Genomic DNA, 15,649 nt, shown 5'->3' with positions numbered 1-15,649 from the left:
CACGCCTGAAGGATTGAATGACAGTGATACGGGTTCTAACTGCCCTATGAAGGGATTGGGTTCTATAAGTTCAATCTGCACCGATGAAAATCCTAAAACATCTTCGAGTGTCACGAAATCAGAATTATTGATCAGTGGCAGATAGGTTGAAGGATAGATATTTGAAACTGTCCATGTGCTGTTATACAGTATCGAAACATAATCTATATTCGGGGCTATGGGTATATTGTAGATCATGTTTTCGTATGTGGAATTATAGTTGCCCGCAGAAGTTCCCGTGAACGCTGAGGTCGTCGTGGCATTCGCCTGAAAAACGTTTCCTGTGCCGATTGAAGAAATGGTGGGCATTCCAGACGTGCCAATAAGAGCTGTAAAGGCATATTGAATGGATAGAGTTCCATTATTTACCAGAAATCCTGGATATTGATCCGGTATAGTGTTTGATATTGGTAACCCTGTTATGACATTTTGCCCATTTTCTATCAGCGATGCACTGCTACCAGAATATTCAATCAGTGAATCATACCATGAACCTGTTTGCCCAATTAATGGCGATTCTGTTGGACCCGTTGCATTCTGATAATAATAGAAATTGAAATCATTTGCATCCAACAATACACCATAGAAGTTTACGTAAGTCGTCTGAGATGTGGAAATCCAAGATAGGAAATTGTTAGAACCAGTTCCTGGATTTCCTGTGCCTGTAATCAAGTCTTTGGAACCGTAAGCGAAGTTATTTGCGGATGCCCAGGGGCTCGTCAGGAATGCGTTTGCATCAGACGATGAAAAACTGATATTGTTTGCCCCGAATGTTATGGTTCCCCCAGTCTGTATCCATCCCGATGGAAGAGACGATAATCCTGCAAATGACTGCCAGTGAGGAAATATATTTTGCCCCGTCACATCATTGAGATACCCAGTCGCACTAAACAGATTCTCAAATTCCGGATAAACATTCAATTGAACGGAAGAAACGCCATAGGGCAGTTTACTCCAGAACGTGATCGCTGTCGTGTTTATGGATTGAATCCACGTGTAATAATTTGAACCGTTGCTTGCGGATATGAGGAAATTACTGCCCTGCGAGTTGATGCCGTACTGTGCATAATTCGTTATGGTGATAAGTTGCTGGTAGTATCCTGTTCCTGCGGGTGTTCCGGTGAGGGTGATGGGGTAGCTATGTGTCGTGTTGGTCGCATAGGCTACATTCACGTACGAGGAATTGACAAAGGGTACTAAGTTGCTTGAGTATTGCACCGTATATGACTGCGTTATGCCTGAGCCAGTGAGCGACCATATCAGCGATAAGGGAGAATTGAACTGGTTGACCCATGAAGCTGATCCTGACAATCCTGATGCTGCAAACGATGAAAATATCTGCTGACCTACGCCGTTTGCAATCAGCGAGACAGAGGACGGCTGCCAGTTTGAGGATGTCCAGTTGAAATAGATATTCTGGCCCTTCTTGACCGATTGCCCGTAAAGAGGATGAAATGAAGGGGATGCTGATACAGTATATGTGGTGGATGTGGAGACGGAATAAGCAGTTACTGTATTGCTGTCAAAACTTGAAGGACTGGGAACGTTAGTCAGGTCAATGGTGATCGGGAATTTTCCCAACGTTGGATATGCATGGGTTACAGATTGAGGGCCCGGCAACATGGAATAAGTATTCTGCGTTCCGTCTCCCCAGTGGACAACCACGGATTCGCCTTCATTGGCAATGGTTTCCGATGTGGTGAACTTAAGGTCAGCAGTTGCACCGGATATAAAGGATGCTGATATTGCAGTTATGGGGTTGGGAACATAGTTTATGAGCTCGTTTGTGGTAAAACTCAGTGAGAATGCGCTGTTCTGTGTAGTTCCAGGGCTTTCACTCCATGAGTTGTACAGAGTTGGCGGATTAAAGTTCTGCGTGCCTGAAATATCCGTTCCCGAGTAGTATAATACATCATAGTTAGGCTTGGTGCTTGCCTGCTGGCCTGCACTCAAGACATGCTGAACCGTATAACTGGAAAGGGTCGTATCCCATATTTTTCCATCTAAGCTATTACCATTTTCCCATGATGATGGAGGCGTAAAAGAAGCTGCAAACGTACTAGACCATTCATTGTTAGTCTGTGTAATAGTCTGGGTTATGCCTGTGGTGTTGCTGATGGTGGTGGACGCGGATTCAACTGTATTCTCAATAAATAGTTGTGCAGAAAAGGATGGGCTTGAGGGATCACCCACTGCCGATAATGTTGAGGATGTTGGCAGGGAACCGGTATAAAAACCACTTGTTGTGCTGGATGTATTTGTTCCCGCTACTGCATCTATTGCTACAGTTCCTGTCGGATTTGTCCATGAGACGGAACTGCTTACGCCACCATAATTCCATCCAACAAAATAATTTTCTGTTCCTTGCGAAGCTGATGTAGATGTTAAATAAGCAAGTGAAGAACTTGAAGGTGCGGTCATAGCAGTACCTCCTTGGTATGTTGCAGAATAACCACTTGGTACAGATGTAGAAACAACTACTTTAAGAGAAGCTGCGTAAAGTCCTGTAGAAAGAGATGGTGTAGCAAATGATGTGTGAACTTGGTCATAGTAAACTGGATAAGATGGCTTCGGATTAGTAGATGTAATAGTTCCTGAATCTGAACTTCCACCATTATATGATTGTGTATTACTGTAAGAACCTATAGTCAATGTAAGACTAATTGTCTGTCCACCATAGTACCAATCTACTGTATAATCAGGTGATGAATAACTTATATCTGTGACGCTTGCTGCAGTAGCCTGTATAGCTACAGCTACGCCTGTACCTGCCCAATAATAAATATTCCCGAAATTGTATGTCCCGCTTTCAGCAGTCCCTATCCCGAAATTCAGGGAGTAAGAATTGCCGGTGCTATTCTCCACTGCTGTGAGAGTTGTACTCGGCGAGTTCGTAGTTCCCGCATTTGTATAGCCTGCCAGTGAAGTATTTAAAAAAACCTGATTCGTGATCGGTGTGGGTGGTGCCGATGCTGAAGTGGTACCTATGGAAAAATTAACACCTGCAAGTATCGTTACGGTCATTAAGATGGTTAAAAATATTGCATATAGTTTTTTCATAGTACGGCTCCAAACAATGAGGCCATGATGCCCTGACCGATAAACGGTTCAACCGTTTCAAGGAACAAGATAAACACGATTGAAAAAACAGCTATTATAACAGATGTTGCATTGTGCGAATAATTCCACATAGCATAAGCCAGCAATACAATCCCTGACACTTCAAAAGGGAGAGCTATGCTTATTACCGTTGTATTTCCTATCGGCAATCCCACACCGTGCGAGAATAAAAGCCAGTCAAAAAAGATGCCCACAAGTTCAAGGACTAATGATATGCCCATTAAAAACATGAACCTTTCAAACTTCTGTTTCGTTTCCATTTATGCCACTTCCAATTTAATTATTGCCTTATATGCGAGTGAAGGCATTTTAATATTTTCCTCCGCCCAGGTACGTGTCTTCACCAACACGTACAACGGTTGAAACCTTTATCATATGGTTAAAGGCCGCTCTCCATTCTCTGATGGTGTAACCGGGAATTTTCAAATTAATATCGTTGATAGGGTACATTTTAAATTTGTCAGTGAATCCGTTTTTCATGAGAAAATCAACCACTTTCATGCTTATCTCTGTTATTTTATTGTCCGATACCGGGAGTTCAAAAACTATTGAATTGCAATCTTCACAGTAAAACCCTACGGGTTTGAACCCATTGCCGAGCCTTGTGTAAAAGCGTTTTGCCTTCTTTTTACAAACAGGGCAGTCGGGAGTTTCAACTCTTCCCATTATCAATGTATACATAAATAGTATAAAAATTTTGTTAATGTATACAATGATAAAATTATGTATACATAATTTTGTATACATTAGAAGATTTTATGTATACATTTAGAACGGTTTTTGTATACATTGAAAGCTATATATGTATACATTAAAGGGTAAATGTGTATACGTTGGAATGTATACATTCATTTTATGCTTCATGGTTCCCCTTCATCCCCGAATTGTGCGGGCTCATCAGGACATAAAAGACGATAATCCCTAAGACGAGGGAGACCATGAGGATTCTGAACAGAAAAGTCATGCGATCTCCACTATCCTTTTTGACGTAAGCACATGATAGACTTCATCGCAGAATGGCTTATGCTGCGTGTGGATGCGGTAATATACGGAATTCTTTACCCGCAATATTTCCACCAGTCCAAGGCCAACAAGCGACAGTTCTGTCGAATATCCCGGTTCCAGCCCCGTAAGGACTCCTCTGATGTTGCCGGGATCTGAGTACACCATGCGGGCTATCTCCGACAGGTAGAATTTGTCGGGATGCATATTGTACAAGGCGATGTAAACCTTTTTCCGCAATTCTGATCGGTTGAATGCCCGTATGAATTCGCCGTCCATCATGACGCCTCCTTTTCCACTACCCAGCATATCCTGCATACTTTCTGCCCTCTGTACGTGACCCAGACGGGGTTATGGGGTTCTGGAATCATTTCCCACTCTCCGTAAAATTTACAATCAGGAATTTCAGGCCGATATAGCCGATTTCCGCAAGGAGCAAATCCACAAGGAAGCCCATGACGCTGAATGATGGAATGGGGTTAAAGAAAGTGCTGGGTGTATTTTCAATATTCAGTAGCAGGATTCCCAGGGCTATAAGCCAGTAGGTTCTTCTGCGGATTTTAGGATATTTGAAAATCATCTACCGCCTCCGGGGTTTTGTGGGTTTTATCATTTTGGGTGTGATTACACCTTCTTTGGGTTTCAATTGCCTTCCTGGGCTTCTGATCGATTCAGGCGGGTATATCTGTTCACGTTCCCAACTTCCATCTTCAAGCCATGTCTCCCTGACATAACGGGTTATGACTTTCTCATTGCCAAGCCTGTACCCATCCACACCGTGAACCATCACTACGACATTGATTGTTTCCGGTGCGTCTTTGAGCATCCTTACAATCTCCGCCCTCTTATGCGACATGTGATTCACGGTCGAAGTCTGGTCCAGATAGATATCAAACGGGGAATACGATATTGTGTCGATGCACCCTAGAATATCCTGCGCTCCGAACCGGACTTTATGATTCGTCCATGTAACTCTTCCTTCGCTCTCCCTCAATCCGTGTATGTATTTTTCCCTGTCTTTGCCTGTTAAAGGCTTCTTTTTCAGTTCTTTCACCACACCATCTCCCTTACCTTGATTTCCTCTTTTATGAGTTCACGTTTAACGATATTATAGCGGTAATGGTGCTTATGCTTCCATTCTTCGATATGGGTTTTAGGGGCTTCATGGTCTAATCGGAAATCGATTACTATCATTTCATCCTCCGGAATATTCCCGCACCAGTGTAATGATAACCCAATTTTGAGGCCATTAAGCAGAGATCGGAAAATTCTGTGATAGAAATTTCACGGACAAGTTTGAATCCGTCCTGATGATGAATTACGGGGTAATGCCTCAAATAGTAAGCATCGGTTAAGTTCATTTCATACCTCCTATAAGTTCTTTAGCCATTTGCAGAGCTTTTTCCTGTGCTTCGCTTATTCTCCTGTCTATTGCATTGAGTTCTTCCAGCAATTCTGTCCGTCTTATTCTCAATGCCCTTAAGACATCAAATTCAAGGACTCCGGTACTGCCCTTAGCAGGAGGCTTCATGTTGCATTTGCCTTTATGTGCATCGCATGCTTTCGGGCTTTTGTATGGCTTATTGCAGTATGGGCAGGGGCAGGGTTCCAAGAGGGGGATCATATTATTTCCTCCCTCGTAGAACGAACAGGGCATTAGTTGAAGGTGAGGGGTCGGTCCTGCCTGTATTGGCATCAACCCATCTAACACGGCCAACAGGGCGAATTTCCACACCTGCCTCCAATAACATGTTAACATAAGACTGAACTGGCATTATCATTACAGAGGTTTTGCCTTTTTTCTGTTCTTCAATGGCCTTTCTAACGAATGCCGTTGGGCCATGCCCGTTGATCGAATCCTTCTTTCTAAAAGGAGGATTTACCCAGTTTACATCTCCCCAATCAATTTCTATGCCGTCCTTCTGAAACGGAAACGGACAAGGGTCGAATGTGAACTTAAACTCTTGATCTAATGGCTCGTAAATCTCAGGAGGGATTAACCAGTATCGTGAGTCAACGTGAGAATGGTGATAAACATCTGAGAAGTCGCCATGAAGAGTCTGCTGTTTAATGCGTGGGAGGGTCATATTTCCACCTCACTCGTGATTGCCTCTACCCTGTGGGTTGGATAGTTCTTCATGTGGCTCCACTTAATTTCGACTGCAAGTTCCCTGTCTTCTTCGATTGTGGATAGGATTTCAAGGGTTCCGCATCTATCGCATACAACGAATAGCCTGAGCTCGAGAAGGGTTATGTTCATTGGACGGCCTCCAGTGCTTTAACAAGGCTCCTTGTGAGCCTTTCCGGAATCATCGACCTTAGCATCTTTCTATCAGGCGATGGCGGAAGTCTCCATTTTCCGTATAGGTCTTTTCCGTCTTTCACGTCAAACAATGGAAAATCTCCCCAGAGATATCTTGAACCAACGTGTTTAACAGCTTTGCCCCAGTATCTCTGAGCTCCCCTTACGTTCTCAATGACATAATACTCCGGTTTGATTTTCTCTATGACTTCCAGGGTTCTCTTCCAGAGTGAAAGGTCAACCGGCACATTGTGCCATGGTACATCTGTATAGGTATCACAGGGTGGAGATGCCCATACGAAATTATAGTATCCGTCTGGCTCCCATGTCATTACATCCTGACCCCACAGAATATCCACAGATGTTACATCATATCCCGCTTCCTTGAATATTCTTGATACGGATTTAGAGCCTGCAAAGAGGTCGAGCATTCTGTTGTTCATTGGACGGCCTCCCATCGAAGCATCCTAATCTCATTTTTGATCCTGATGGCCAATGAAAGAGGATCCTTATTGACATCTTTTGCTGCCACCCGTATAATGTGATATCCTGCGCTCTCCATGTAACGATCACGTATTCGATCCTTCTCATTGTCGTGCCAGCGCTTACCGTCAACCTCCAAATCAACCTTGACACCATTGCCCTTAAGCACAAAATCCAGACGGTATTTCTCGTAAGTATGCGGTTCCTCACATTGAATATAGCGTCCATGTTCCCACCGTCCATCTACTAATCTCCACTTGCGAGGCGTGTCATCATCGTTGTATTCGCTGTCATCCTCGCCATCATTACACCATTCTACCCATGTGGAATAGGATGTCTCTTTTACCGAGTGCTGGTATTCGAAATCAAGCTTCATTTCTTTCGCTATCTGTTCGACATAAGGCGCGAAACGTCTTTCAGCCCAACTTTCGTATTGAGGCTCTTCTTCAGATATCAATCAAAATCAACCTCCAGCTTGTCTCCTTTGCGTTCAATCAACAACCGCGCGTCCTCCCTGGCGTCGATAATCCGGAAGAACTCTTCATCGATCACCCTCGAAACAAATTCCTCGAAGGACATCGGTATGAAATGATCACATCTCTTTCTCCCGTCGTCAACCATGTGCCTGTAGTCTTCTTCCAGCATTTCAAAAACTTCAGAACTGAGATTTACGGTGAATTTCATTTCCACATCGCCTCGATATTTTTCTTTGCCTCATCTGCATTGGCCGGTTCCAGTAGTTTTTCTATCTCTATCTGCATGTCCCTAAATTCATGTTCATTTTCCGGTTCGTCGGGCTCTGAAATGTCTATGCCCGATATTATGAGCACCCTGAAACTGTCCCTCGTACCGGAATCATTTCGGTATTTGCGGGAATCTACCTTTGCCCTTTCTGGATAACGGTCTGAGAAGGCTGACAGCGACTTGAAGGGGAACGTAGGGCCCATATCCCTCAGGAATTTTTGAAATGCCAGTGGGAATATGACATATTCAGGCGTTCCATCTCCCTTGAAACTTTTCTTGACATAGTTTTGCTCCCTGTAAACAAACACGCCTCTTTCGCCTGGGCTCGACTCATATTTTCCGTACTTTTTCTCCATGGCGTCATATTCCATCTCAGCCCAGCTGAGGAGCATGGAAAAATAATCTTCCTGGCGGTATTCTTCAAGTTCAAGTTCCACGACACTATGAGGCAATTCATATAACGGAGACAGGAAAATTTTCACTGCACTCATGCCAAGTGAAATGATATTGCGCTTGACTTCGTCTCTTGACCCCATGAATGACTCCATGATCTCGTCGAACGCCTCCTGACTCTCATCGCTGAAAAAGTCGCACGCAATATGGTAGGTTATTCCTTTCAACCTGTCAGCAAGATAGTTCCACCTTGCTTCATTGCCTCTCTTTCCGTGGACTTCCTGCGTAATGAAACGGTCTGCGATCTCCTGAGTTCCAAGCTGGAGCCAGTTTGTGCTTATGACAAACGAACGGGATATTTCCATTCTCGCAAGTTCGAGCTTTTGCGTCCCTCTTGAACCTCCTCTCACGCCGTCCACACTCGAAAGTATCAGGTCACGCATCCTGTCGAATGCCTCCTGCTTGAGGTCATTGATTATCAGTGGCAGGCCGTTGCCTTCAAGGTTCTTCAGGGATGCAAACTGCGTGACGAAGTCCTGGGATGTCCGTATGTTTTCGTCGGTTCCCCATCCTCTTGCACAGAAAAGATTTATCAGTGAAGATTTTCCGGCTTCTGGAGAGCCGACAAGGGCCAGATTGGGGAAGAACTTCCCGCGTTTCTTTATCGCACCGGCGAGCGGCGCAACAACAGCATATGCGAGTGTAATGAGAAGCGATTTGGGGTCTGACGAGACTTCTATCAGTTCAAGAAGCGCCTTCCTGACCTCATCGACATTATCATTTATCTCCAGGCCCTCATCCTTGAATTGTACTGTCTGTGAATGCCTGATCACCTTGACCTTTCCATTGACGTCGTAGCCCAGATAATCGTACAGAGTCGGAACCTCAAGGCTTTCGCGCCTGATTGAATGAGAATCACATATCTGTGTCCTCATGTTATCGCTGAGCTTCGCCAGTGCGTCCATGTGCATAGTCATACTGGATGTCAACTCCGAAATCTGGCTTGGCGCAAGAGGGTACCCAGCTTCTTTGAGGATAAGAGGCAACCTGCCAACCGGAATCCTGAATTTTTCGCCATTGAAAGCAAAGGCCATATGCGGCGCCTTGCCCTCTTCCTTTGCATGGAAATAGAAGAGCGGATCGAGGAAAGGAACGACCAGTACACATTCCACCCGTTTCTCCTCCGTTTCCCTATCCATCCTCTCTACACCCCTGAAGAGTCCTTTCATTCCATACTTGTCCTCGCAGTTGAAATGAAATCCTATATGTTCATAGGGCAACATTCTGGTTCACCTCTACGAATTTCGGAAAAACATGGTCAGGCATGGTCAGATCATGGTCACCCTCATGGTCACTTTTTAGTGCTATAATAGACCATATATTGACATGACCATGCTGACCATGCACATGTGTACGTATACTAGAAGAAAGAGAAATTTCACCTTCATGTATATATGTATCCAAAATGAGCATGGTCACATGGTCAATTTCATTTTCACTAGGGAGAGGGGAAGAAAAACGACCATGCACCTGACCATGTCTGACCATGCGAGCATGGTCAGGTCGGACAACTTCAGCGAAATTTTCAATCATTCTATCCGTGGCAATCGAATTATTTTCACTGTCGTATTTTATAAAAAATCGAACATTATTCGGATTTGTATTCTTTCGAGCGACAAAATGCTGTGCTGTACAACATTCGCAGGTGGTATCGTATTTGCTGGGAAAACCGCTAAAATATGGGTTCCCCACATAACAACAGTTATACGGCATTCGGCTAATGTCGTTCGGGAAACTACATGATTTTCCGAATTCTATTTTAGCGGTATATAAAACTTTTTCTTGTGGTTTTATATATCTCTCGGGGATATTCATGTAGGGCCCCCATACTGAGTGACACTTGACGGTTTGCGAGACCTGTTATTTTCATTCTTTATGGCCGGTCCTTTTTTTAGTTCTTCCAAAAGTCGTTTTTCCTCACCGGGGATCCACTCCTCAAGAGCATCCCGCACCTTCGCGGTCATAGGACCGGGAAGCCTCTCAAGGCGCTCAAACAATGAATCCTCTATGGGAATATTGAGGCGCTTAGTCATTAAAAACATAACTGTTACAAGCATATATATTTTTGCATCTTCTGTGCAAGTTGTGCAATAAACACAAACTTTATATTCGACCAGCATTTACTATCTTATGGTCTCGCAAACCTACGTATTGGAGGTGAATCCATGATATCGCAGAGCGAATATCTGGAATACCTCAAAGGAATTGCCAGCAAGATAAGCGACTCTGGAATCGAACAGGATTACCGGGGCGTTGCTTTGCAGTTAATGGCCCGCCCCAAATACTACATGGATCAGGAAAACCAGGGCAAAAAAGCTGAAACAAACAATGTATTGCCATTGACTGAGATCGCTAAACTTTATGGCCTCACAATACAGGGTTCAGATTTGTTAATGCCTAAAGGTGGTTTGCAGGGAGACGATTACAAAGCATGTGCAGATATGCTTAAATCACATGGGTACAAGTATGGCGGTAAAGGATCATACAAATTTGTCAAGGTGGGTCGCTGAAATGACATATTACAAAACCACGAAAAGGAGCGGCATGTCATTTCATGGGGAGACCAAGTATGCAGTGGGCAAAACCATCAGGAAAAAAAGATGTGCTGACCCAAAACTCTGCACGTCTGACGTCCTGCATGCCTCGGAGAAGGCGTTGGATGCACTCGGATACGCCGGAACCCTGGATTGCAATCTGTATATCGTGGAGGGCGATCCCGTTGTCAACGATCACAACAAATCAGGGTTTTTCAGCCTCAAAGTGATCAGAGAGATACCCGATCAGGCAAAGGATGGAATTTTCGGGTTCAAGTACCACGAAACTCTGCATCCGGTCGATCCTTCGACTATTGAAAGCAAGGTTACCGATGAGGATGTGTCTAGTCTGAAAGCTTGGGCTTCAGTCAGGGATTCAATCGGGGATTCAGTCTGGGCTTCAGTCGGGGCTTCAGTCGGGGCTTCAGTCAGGGATTCAGTCTGGGATTCAGTCTGGGCTTCAGTCAGGGATTCAGTCTGGGATTCAGTCTGGGCTTCAGTCGGGGCTTCAGTCAGGGATTCAGTCGGGGCTTCAGTCAGGGATTCAGTCTGGGCTTCAGTCAGGGCTTCAGTCAGGGATTCAGTCTGGGATTCAGTCTGGGCTTCAGTCGGGGCTTATTGTGGCTCGCTTTTCCCAGAGGTCAAAAAATGGAAATACATAGATCATGAGGATGGAAAATACCCATTCCAGCCAGCAGTAGATCTATGGAAAAGAGGCTTTATTCCCGTTAAACTTAATGGCAAATGGAAACTGTATCATCCGGTCAAGGGCAAGCCTGCAATATGTGTCTACGACGGGAAAAGTGTCCAATAATGCCCCTTTACTGCTCAATCTGTGGCAATCATGTTATCACGGAGTGGTCTAATGGACACAGATATCTGTTCCATGAAAATCGCCTTTTGGATCGAAAGCATGCTCCTGAGCTGAAAGGAGATTCCAACCCTGAACCAATAAATCTTAACCCTCTTGAAGCCCATAATAAAAGAGTAAGGGAGAGCAATTTTAAGCCTCTCTCTATTGAAAAGAGGCTCGAAAATATGCAGAAGGAACTTGATATCATTGCAGTGAGACTTGACCGCATGGAAACTATGCTTGAAGGCATCCACGGGGAAATAACGAAGGAGCCGGTGAAGCTATGAGACGCTCCGGCTTACCCAGGCTCATTGTTGCACTTGCACGCCAGCAAGGCATTGTCAAATACGACATAAAACAGCAGTCCTACATCCTGTGCAAGACGGGCGAATTAATCGCAAATAACCGCCTCACATGGTACATCAGGACCAATCACCCTGAGATCTGCGAAGTTGCGGAGGGATTGGCATGACCAAACCCTACTCAATACGCCAGACCCGCCAGCATGAAAATGACAGTATTCTGAAGCACCTGCTTGAAGTATTGCCAGCAAAGGAAGTAATGAAATGACACGAAGGTTCTGGAACTGGATAAGGGTACTATCCGGTCTCAGGCAGTCATGCGAAGTGCCAGGGTGCGATCTGAAAGTGGTTGATTATGTCCATGTCGCGGGTGTCCATGTCGTTGTATGCCAGGGACACAAGAATATCGCAGCTTCCAACGTGTTGTATTTCTACGATCTTCTGACAGCAAAACTCCCAAGGAGTGAGTGAATAAAATGGATAACAAGGAAAAAGAAATTGGAAGGCAACCAGGCGAAAGCGACGCATCCTTCGCATTGAAATTATTCAGTCTTGCGCAGGTAACGAAAGACAGGGCGATGTATATACGTCTTAAAAAGATGTTGGATGCCCACTTCGACAAATGCAAAGATGGAGTAGATGCTTCTGGAAATAACATTTTGGTTTTTCCTGATAGTTCCATAATTCAGGTTATCCAAGGAGTAGAATATGACGATGACGGAACGCCAGAGACCGTAATTAAGCTCAAGGTCATGGAAAATGAATCAGAACAAAGAGGTAGTCCGAAATGAAACTCCTCAAAGACGGAACGATAGAGCCTTGTTGTGATTGGGTCAGAAACGCAATGATCGCCCCGATCATGAAAATAGACCCTTATGATGCATCAGGAAAAATAGGCAGGCCAGTTTTAAGGATTACAAGTCTTGGCGGTTGGTTCCTGTTGCTTTATCTTAATTACTGCCCCAACTGCGGAGCCAAGACCGAAATTGAACAGGAGGACTGAGTAAATGAAAACAGCAGTTATGGAAACGGAAATTATACAGTATCTTAAAGAAGCCCTATCTGACAGCGAGGTAAAGCTTTTTGATTACCTCGATGCAACGGACTACGGAACCATATCAGACAGTGCCTTTGAAGACGAGGGGAAGGAGGTTGAATGTGATATCTGCCATTTCACTGCAGGCGAGGCAGACAGTGAAATGGATTACTCTGATGCCCTGCATGAACTCAAGGATCATCTTGCACAGAGGCATAAATGGGAAATCATCCTGAAAGAATTGAGAAAAGCCCTTCTTGATTCAGATAGTAAAAAAGATCAGGCAATATTCACGGAGGACTGAGTAAAATGAACTATGTTACAAGATGTGGATTGGTCTTTTACTCAGCGAAGAAAAGGCATAATCACATAGAAGAGTGTGAAGAATGCCAAATTAGTATGGAGGACTTTGGTTAGCAATTTTCTAAAGGCGATATCCGAATGGGGAGACTGGGAGAATTTTAGTTTAAATTTCACAAAAATATGGGAAGAAAATGGCATTTTCACCATTAGGATACTCGGATCTAAAATGCGTAGTGCCCTCACCGATCTAACGGAAGTGGAATACAAAAAATATATCAGGGTATCAAGAGCAATAGGTGCCAGTCTTGAGATCGTTCCCTGCACTAAGAATCATCTTAGTTTGGACTTCTTTTGGGTCATGAACGAGAACCCCGCACCCCGCAAGGATTAAATTATCTGTGAGGCCCCTTTTTCAAAACGCCTCTTGGAATATCCCAGTATTTATTTTTGCACTTAGGGCAGACTTCAGGTCTCTCCTTGTGCGAGTCCCATTTATAATCGCACCTCAGACAGACATGAAGAAATATTCCAGGAGCGATTTCCTGGATGGGTTGGATTGTAGATTCCATTTCCTCATTCCATCCTTTTTACGATTATTCTGAATATGTCTCGGTTGTTGTACGATTCAGCATATTCATGCCCCGATGCTCCATGTTCTGTGTACAGGGGCTTAAATATTTGTGATGTTTCTTTCCCGGCCTTGAAGGTTCCTTCGCTGTATGGATAATCTTCAAAAACTGATTTCTCGCTGTACAGCTCAACTTCTTTTCCATCGAATTTCTTAAGGTCTTTGTATTTCATTTCCTCACTCCACTGACTCATTATATTTCTTTTCTGCTAGCTGTTCTTCTGCAAGTTCCGCTTCCTCGTTGTGTCTCCTTGCATATTCATAAGCTCTCATCAAGGCATCATTATAGGGTATGTACTTTGTCTGTATGCCGTACCATTTCCCAAAGCTTATAACCTGTTTCCATCCCTCTCTAAGGGGCATTTCACTAGCTGCTCCTGCTTCATATCTTCCATTTTTCGTTCTCACTACCAGTTCAAAGGCGTACATTTCTTTTACCTCTAAAGTATAGATACATTAGAAGTATATTAATGTTTTGACTCCCCTCTAATGTCCACAAAACGACCATATTTTAAACCACAGGATTTAATAGACTTGAATACTATATCTTTTAGTATAAAGATGGATATTGGTTATATTCGTATTTCCAACAAGAGTGAAGATGTGCGAAATCAGGAATATGCTCTTGAAAAATTTGCAGGCCGCGAATTGAAATTCTTTTATGACGAACAGATCTCAGGCATAACAGATATTTCGGAACGCCAGGGATATACAAAAATGCTGGAATATATCAAAGAAAAACACCCCGAAAAGCTGTATGTCTATGAAACTTCAAGGTTGTCGAGGGATTTTTACCAGACTCTCGCCTTGATAAATATGCTTGAAAATAAATACGGCGTTATGGTTTTATCCGTGTCGCCAAAAGAGCAGATGCTTAACCAGACGGATCCTGCTATGAGAAAAATATTTCTTGCTTTCATTGCCTGGGGTCATGAGCGTTCCCGGGATGATCTGATCGCAAGGACCAGAAATTCACTTGAAGCGATCAAATCCGAAATCGAACATCAGGGATTTCATATTGTGCGGCATGGGAAAAATGCGGGAAAGAAGATCATAAGGTTGGGCAAACCCGAACGTGAAATAGACTGGAAACAAGTAGATGAATACCGTAAACAGGGCATTTCATACTCTAATATCTGTATTTTGATGAAATATAATTACAAATGGTTTCTGGGAAAGAAGAAAGCCATGAATGAAAACACGTCTTAAGGGTTGGTCTTAACCCATTATATTTTTTCATTCTGTCCGTTCTGTCAATTCTTAGCGTATAGTCATAGTGTAATTAGACCATACCTAAATTTAAAGTGCCTTAAATCGTTTGTAATCGGTTCGATAAATAAAAATAAATTGAATGTGTATATAAAGAAATTCAGGATTTCCTTAATTTTGTCAGATTGAGGCTTATCCTGTCGTGTATCTCAAGTTCAATTTTGTTATCTTTTACCTTTTTGTCATTATACCCCATTACGCACCTTTTTCATTTATTGCATTTAATTCCTTATCAGTCGCTGAAATGCGGGTTTCTGTCCCTTCACTTTCCTTGGAGTTTTCCATTCTGGTCGGCGATAGCCCGAGATTTTTTAGTGAGTTGGGGTGCATTCTTTTTTTAGCTTTAGGCTTCTCTGTCTCTGCCGCTTTGATCCTCTCTGCTTCAGCTTCAACCCATTCCGCTGTGATTTCCTGCCAGTGAATTGCATCGCCAGGGTACACATCAAAAGGTTTCTTATGCTTGCTGCACATTTTCGTGGTCCGTTTCGGCGAATTGTATGTGTCCATTTCCCCGCAATACGGGCATACTGACACCCCGACCCATTCTTTTTTTCTGGACCGCTGAAACTGCCCGTAATCAA

Annotated in this window: 27 protein-coding genes; 9 read left to right on the top strand and 18 right to left on the bottom strand. The window is 43.7% G+C overall.

The genetic code is table 11. From position 1 onward, the window contains the following. From KIS29_10530 to KIS29_10460, 15 genes are all read right to left on the bottom strand, one after another. Positions 1 to 3,099: hypothetical protein (locus tag KIS29_10530; GenBank protein ID MBX8640759.1), on the bottom strand; the 3,099-nt coding region annotated here is incomplete at its 3' end. Next, positions 3,096 to 3,419 carry a hypothetical protein gene (locus tag KIS29_10525; GenBank protein MBX8640758.1) on the bottom strand — a complete coding sequence of 108 codons (324 nt, stop codon included), beginning with the start codon at positions 3,417 to 3,419 and terminating at the stop codon, positions 3,096 to 3,098. The genes KIS29_10530 and KIS29_10525, both read right to left, overlap by 4 nt. Before the next feature lie 49 nt (positions 3,420 to 3,468). Then, on the bottom strand, positions 3,469 to 3,825 hold the full coding sequence (locus tag KIS29_10520) for a hypothetical protein (GenBank protein ID MBX8640757.1): 357 nt from the start codon (positions 3,823 to 3,825) through the stop codon (positions 3,469 to 3,471). A gap of 294 nt (positions 3,826 to 4,119) precedes the next feature. Next, positions 4,120 to 4,443 carry a transcriptional regulator gene (locus KIS29_10515; GenBank protein MBX8640756.1) on the bottom strand — a complete coding sequence of 108 codons (324 nt, stop codon included), beginning with the start codon at positions 4,441 to 4,443 and terminating at the stop codon, positions 4,120 to 4,122. A gap of 85 nt (positions 4,444 to 4,528) precedes the next feature. Next, the gene (locus tag KIS29_10510) at positions 4,529 to 4,741 is read right to left on the bottom strand and encodes a hypothetical protein (protein ID MBX8640755.1); all 213 of its coding nucleotides are present in this window, start codon (positions 4,739 to 4,741) and stop codon (positions 4,529 to 4,531) included. Beyond that, positions 4,742 to 5,215 carry a hypothetical protein gene (locus KIS29_10505; GenBank protein ID MBX8640754.1) on the bottom strand — a complete coding sequence of 158 codons (474 nt, stop codon included), beginning with the start codon at positions 5,213 to 5,215 and terminating at the stop codon, positions 4,742 to 4,744. A gap of 303 nt (positions 5,216 to 5,518) precedes the next feature. Further along, complete coding sequence (locus KIS29_10500; GenBank protein ID MBX8640753.1) at positions 5,519 to 5,785, bottom strand: hypothetical protein; 267 nt, start codon at positions 5,783 to 5,785, stop codon at positions 5,519 to 5,521. 1 nt (position 5,786) lies between these two features. Further along, entirely contained in the window at positions 5,787 to 6,248 is a 462-nt protein-coding gene (locus KIS29_10495) for a hypothetical protein (GenBank protein MBX8640752.1), read from the bottom strand. Further along, entirely contained in the window at positions 6,245 to 6,421 is a 177-nt protein-coding gene (locus KIS29_10490) for a hypothetical protein (protein MBX8640751.1), read from the bottom strand. The genes KIS29_10495 and KIS29_10490 overlap by 4 nt, the downstream gene beginning before the upstream one ends. Then, entirely contained in the window at positions 6,418 to 6,906 is a 489-nt protein-coding gene (locus KIS29_10485; GenBank protein MBX8640750.1) for a hypothetical protein, read from the bottom strand. The genes KIS29_10490 and KIS29_10485 overlap by 4 nt, the downstream gene beginning before the upstream one ends. Next, positions 6,903 to 7,403 carry a DUF559 domain-containing protein gene (locus KIS29_10480; protein ID MBX8640749.1) on the bottom strand — a complete coding sequence of 167 codons (501 nt, stop codon included), beginning with the start codon at positions 7,401 to 7,403 and terminating at the stop codon, positions 6,903 to 6,905. The genes KIS29_10485 and KIS29_10480 overlap by 4 nt, the downstream gene beginning before the upstream one ends. Continuing rightward, the gene (locus KIS29_10475; GenBank protein ID MBX8640748.1) at positions 7,400 to 7,630 is read right to left on the bottom strand and encodes a hypothetical protein; all 231 of its coding nucleotides are present in this window, start codon (positions 7,628 to 7,630) and stop codon (positions 7,400 to 7,402) included. The genes KIS29_10480 and KIS29_10475 overlap by 4 nt, the downstream gene beginning before the upstream one ends. Further along, complete coding sequence (locus KIS29_10470) at positions 7,627 to 9,366, bottom strand: hypothetical protein (GenBank protein MBX8640747.1); 1,740 nt, start codon at positions 9,364 to 9,366, stop codon at positions 7,627 to 7,629. The genes KIS29_10475 and KIS29_10470 overlap by 4 nt, the downstream gene beginning before the upstream one ends. After that, on the bottom strand, positions 9,353 to 9,958 hold the full coding sequence (locus KIS29_10465; protein MBX8640746.1) for a hypothetical protein: 606 nt from the start codon (positions 9,956 to 9,958) through the stop codon (positions 9,353 to 9,355). Before KIS29_10465 ends, KIS29_10470 begins: the two co-directional genes overlap by 14 nt. Next, the gene (locus KIS29_10460; GenBank protein ID MBX8640745.1) at positions 9,955 to 10,176 is read right to left on the bottom strand and encodes a hypothetical protein; all 222 of its coding nucleotides are present in this window, start codon (positions 10,174 to 10,176) and stop codon (positions 9,955 to 9,957) included. Before KIS29_10460 ends, KIS29_10465 begins: the two co-directional genes overlap by 4 nt. A 132-nt stretch (positions 10,177 to 10,308) precedes the next feature. On the opposite strand from KIS29_10460, the gene KIS29_10455 reads away from it, so the two are divergent. From KIS29_10455 to KIS29_10420, 8 genes are all read left to right on the top strand, one after another. Next, on the top strand, positions 10,309 to 10,653 hold the full coding sequence (locus KIS29_10455; protein MBX8640744.1) for a hypothetical protein: 345 nt from the start codon (positions 10,309 to 10,311) through the stop codon (positions 10,651 to 10,653). A gap of 1 nt (position 10,654) precedes the next feature. After that, a complete protein-coding gene (locus KIS29_10450) occupies positions 10,655 to 11,491 on the top strand; it encodes a hypothetical protein (protein ID MBX8640743.1) in 837 nt (278 codons plus the stop codon). Positions 11,492 to 11,577: 86 nt separating this feature from the next. Next, on the top strand, positions 11,578 to 11,817 hold the full coding sequence (locus KIS29_10445; protein ID MBX8640742.1) for a hypothetical protein: 240 nt from the start codon (positions 11,578 to 11,580) through the stop codon (positions 11,815 to 11,817). Beyond that, on the top strand, positions 11,814 to 12,002 hold the full coding sequence (locus KIS29_10440) for a hypothetical protein (GenBank protein ID MBX8640741.1): 189 nt from the start codon (positions 11,814 to 11,816) through the stop codon (positions 12,000 to 12,002). The genes KIS29_10445 and KIS29_10440 overlap by 4 nt, the downstream gene beginning before the upstream one ends. A gap of 94 nt (positions 12,003 to 12,096) precedes the next feature. Beyond that, positions 12,097 to 12,303, top strand: a complete 207-nt coding sequence (locus tag KIS29_10435) for a hypothetical protein (GenBank protein MBX8640740.1) — start codon at positions 12,097 to 12,099, stop codon at positions 12,301 to 12,303. Further along, complete coding sequence (locus KIS29_10430; GenBank protein ID MBX8640739.1) at positions 12,300 to 12,623, top strand: hypothetical protein; 324 nt, start codon at positions 12,300 to 12,302, stop codon at positions 12,621 to 12,623. Before KIS29_10435 ends, KIS29_10430 begins: the two co-directional genes overlap by 4 nt. Next, positions 12,620 to 12,835 (top strand): hypothetical protein, encoded by a 216-nt coding sequence (locus KIS29_10425; GenBank protein MBX8640738.1) that lies wholly within the window; start codon positions 12,620 to 12,622, stop codon positions 12,833 to 12,835. Before KIS29_10430 ends, KIS29_10425 begins: the two co-directional genes overlap by 4 nt. Before the next feature lie 4 nt (positions 12,836 to 12,839). Then, entirely contained in the window at positions 12,840 to 13,172 is a 333-nt protein-coding gene (locus tag KIS29_10420; protein MBX8640737.1) for a hypothetical protein, read from the top strand. Between the two features lie 572 nt (positions 13,173 to 13,744). On the opposite strand, the gene KIS29_10415 is transcribed toward KIS29_10420, so the two are convergent. Next, the gene (locus tag KIS29_10415) at positions 13,745 to 13,972 is read right to left on the bottom strand and encodes a hypothetical protein (GenBank protein ID MBX8640736.1); all 228 of its coding nucleotides are present in this window, start codon (positions 13,970 to 13,972) and stop codon (positions 13,745 to 13,747) included. Positions 13,973 to 13,976: 4 nt separating this feature from the next. After that, entirely contained in the window at positions 13,977 to 14,228 is a 252-nt protein-coding gene (locus tag KIS29_10410) for a hypothetical protein (protein ID MBX8640735.1), read from the bottom strand. A 60-nt stretch (positions 14,229 to 14,288) separates the two neighbouring features. Here KIS29_10410 and KIS29_10405 point away from each other — a divergent pair, with 60 nt between their 5' ends. Beyond that, a complete protein-coding gene (locus KIS29_10405; protein ID MBX8640734.1) occupies positions 14,289 to 15,008 on the top strand; it encodes a recombinase family protein in 720 nt (239 codons plus the stop codon). 255 nt (positions 15,009 to 15,263) lie between these two features. On the opposite strand, the gene KIS29_10400 is transcribed toward KIS29_10405, so the two are convergent. Beyond that, the coding region (locus KIS29_10400) for a hypothetical protein (GenBank protein MBX8640733.1) at positions 15,264 to 15,649 on the bottom strand (386 nt) is incomplete at its 5' end.

It is taken from the genome of Candidatus Sysuiplasma jiujiangense (assembly GCA_019721075.1).
Lineage (GTDB): Archaea > Thermoplasmatota > Thermoplasmata > Sysuiplasmatales > Sysuiplasmataceae > Sysuiplasma > Sysuiplasma jiujiangense.
Note: the sequence above shows the minus strand (reverse complement) of the source record. Positions and strands in the feature narration are given on the sequence as shown.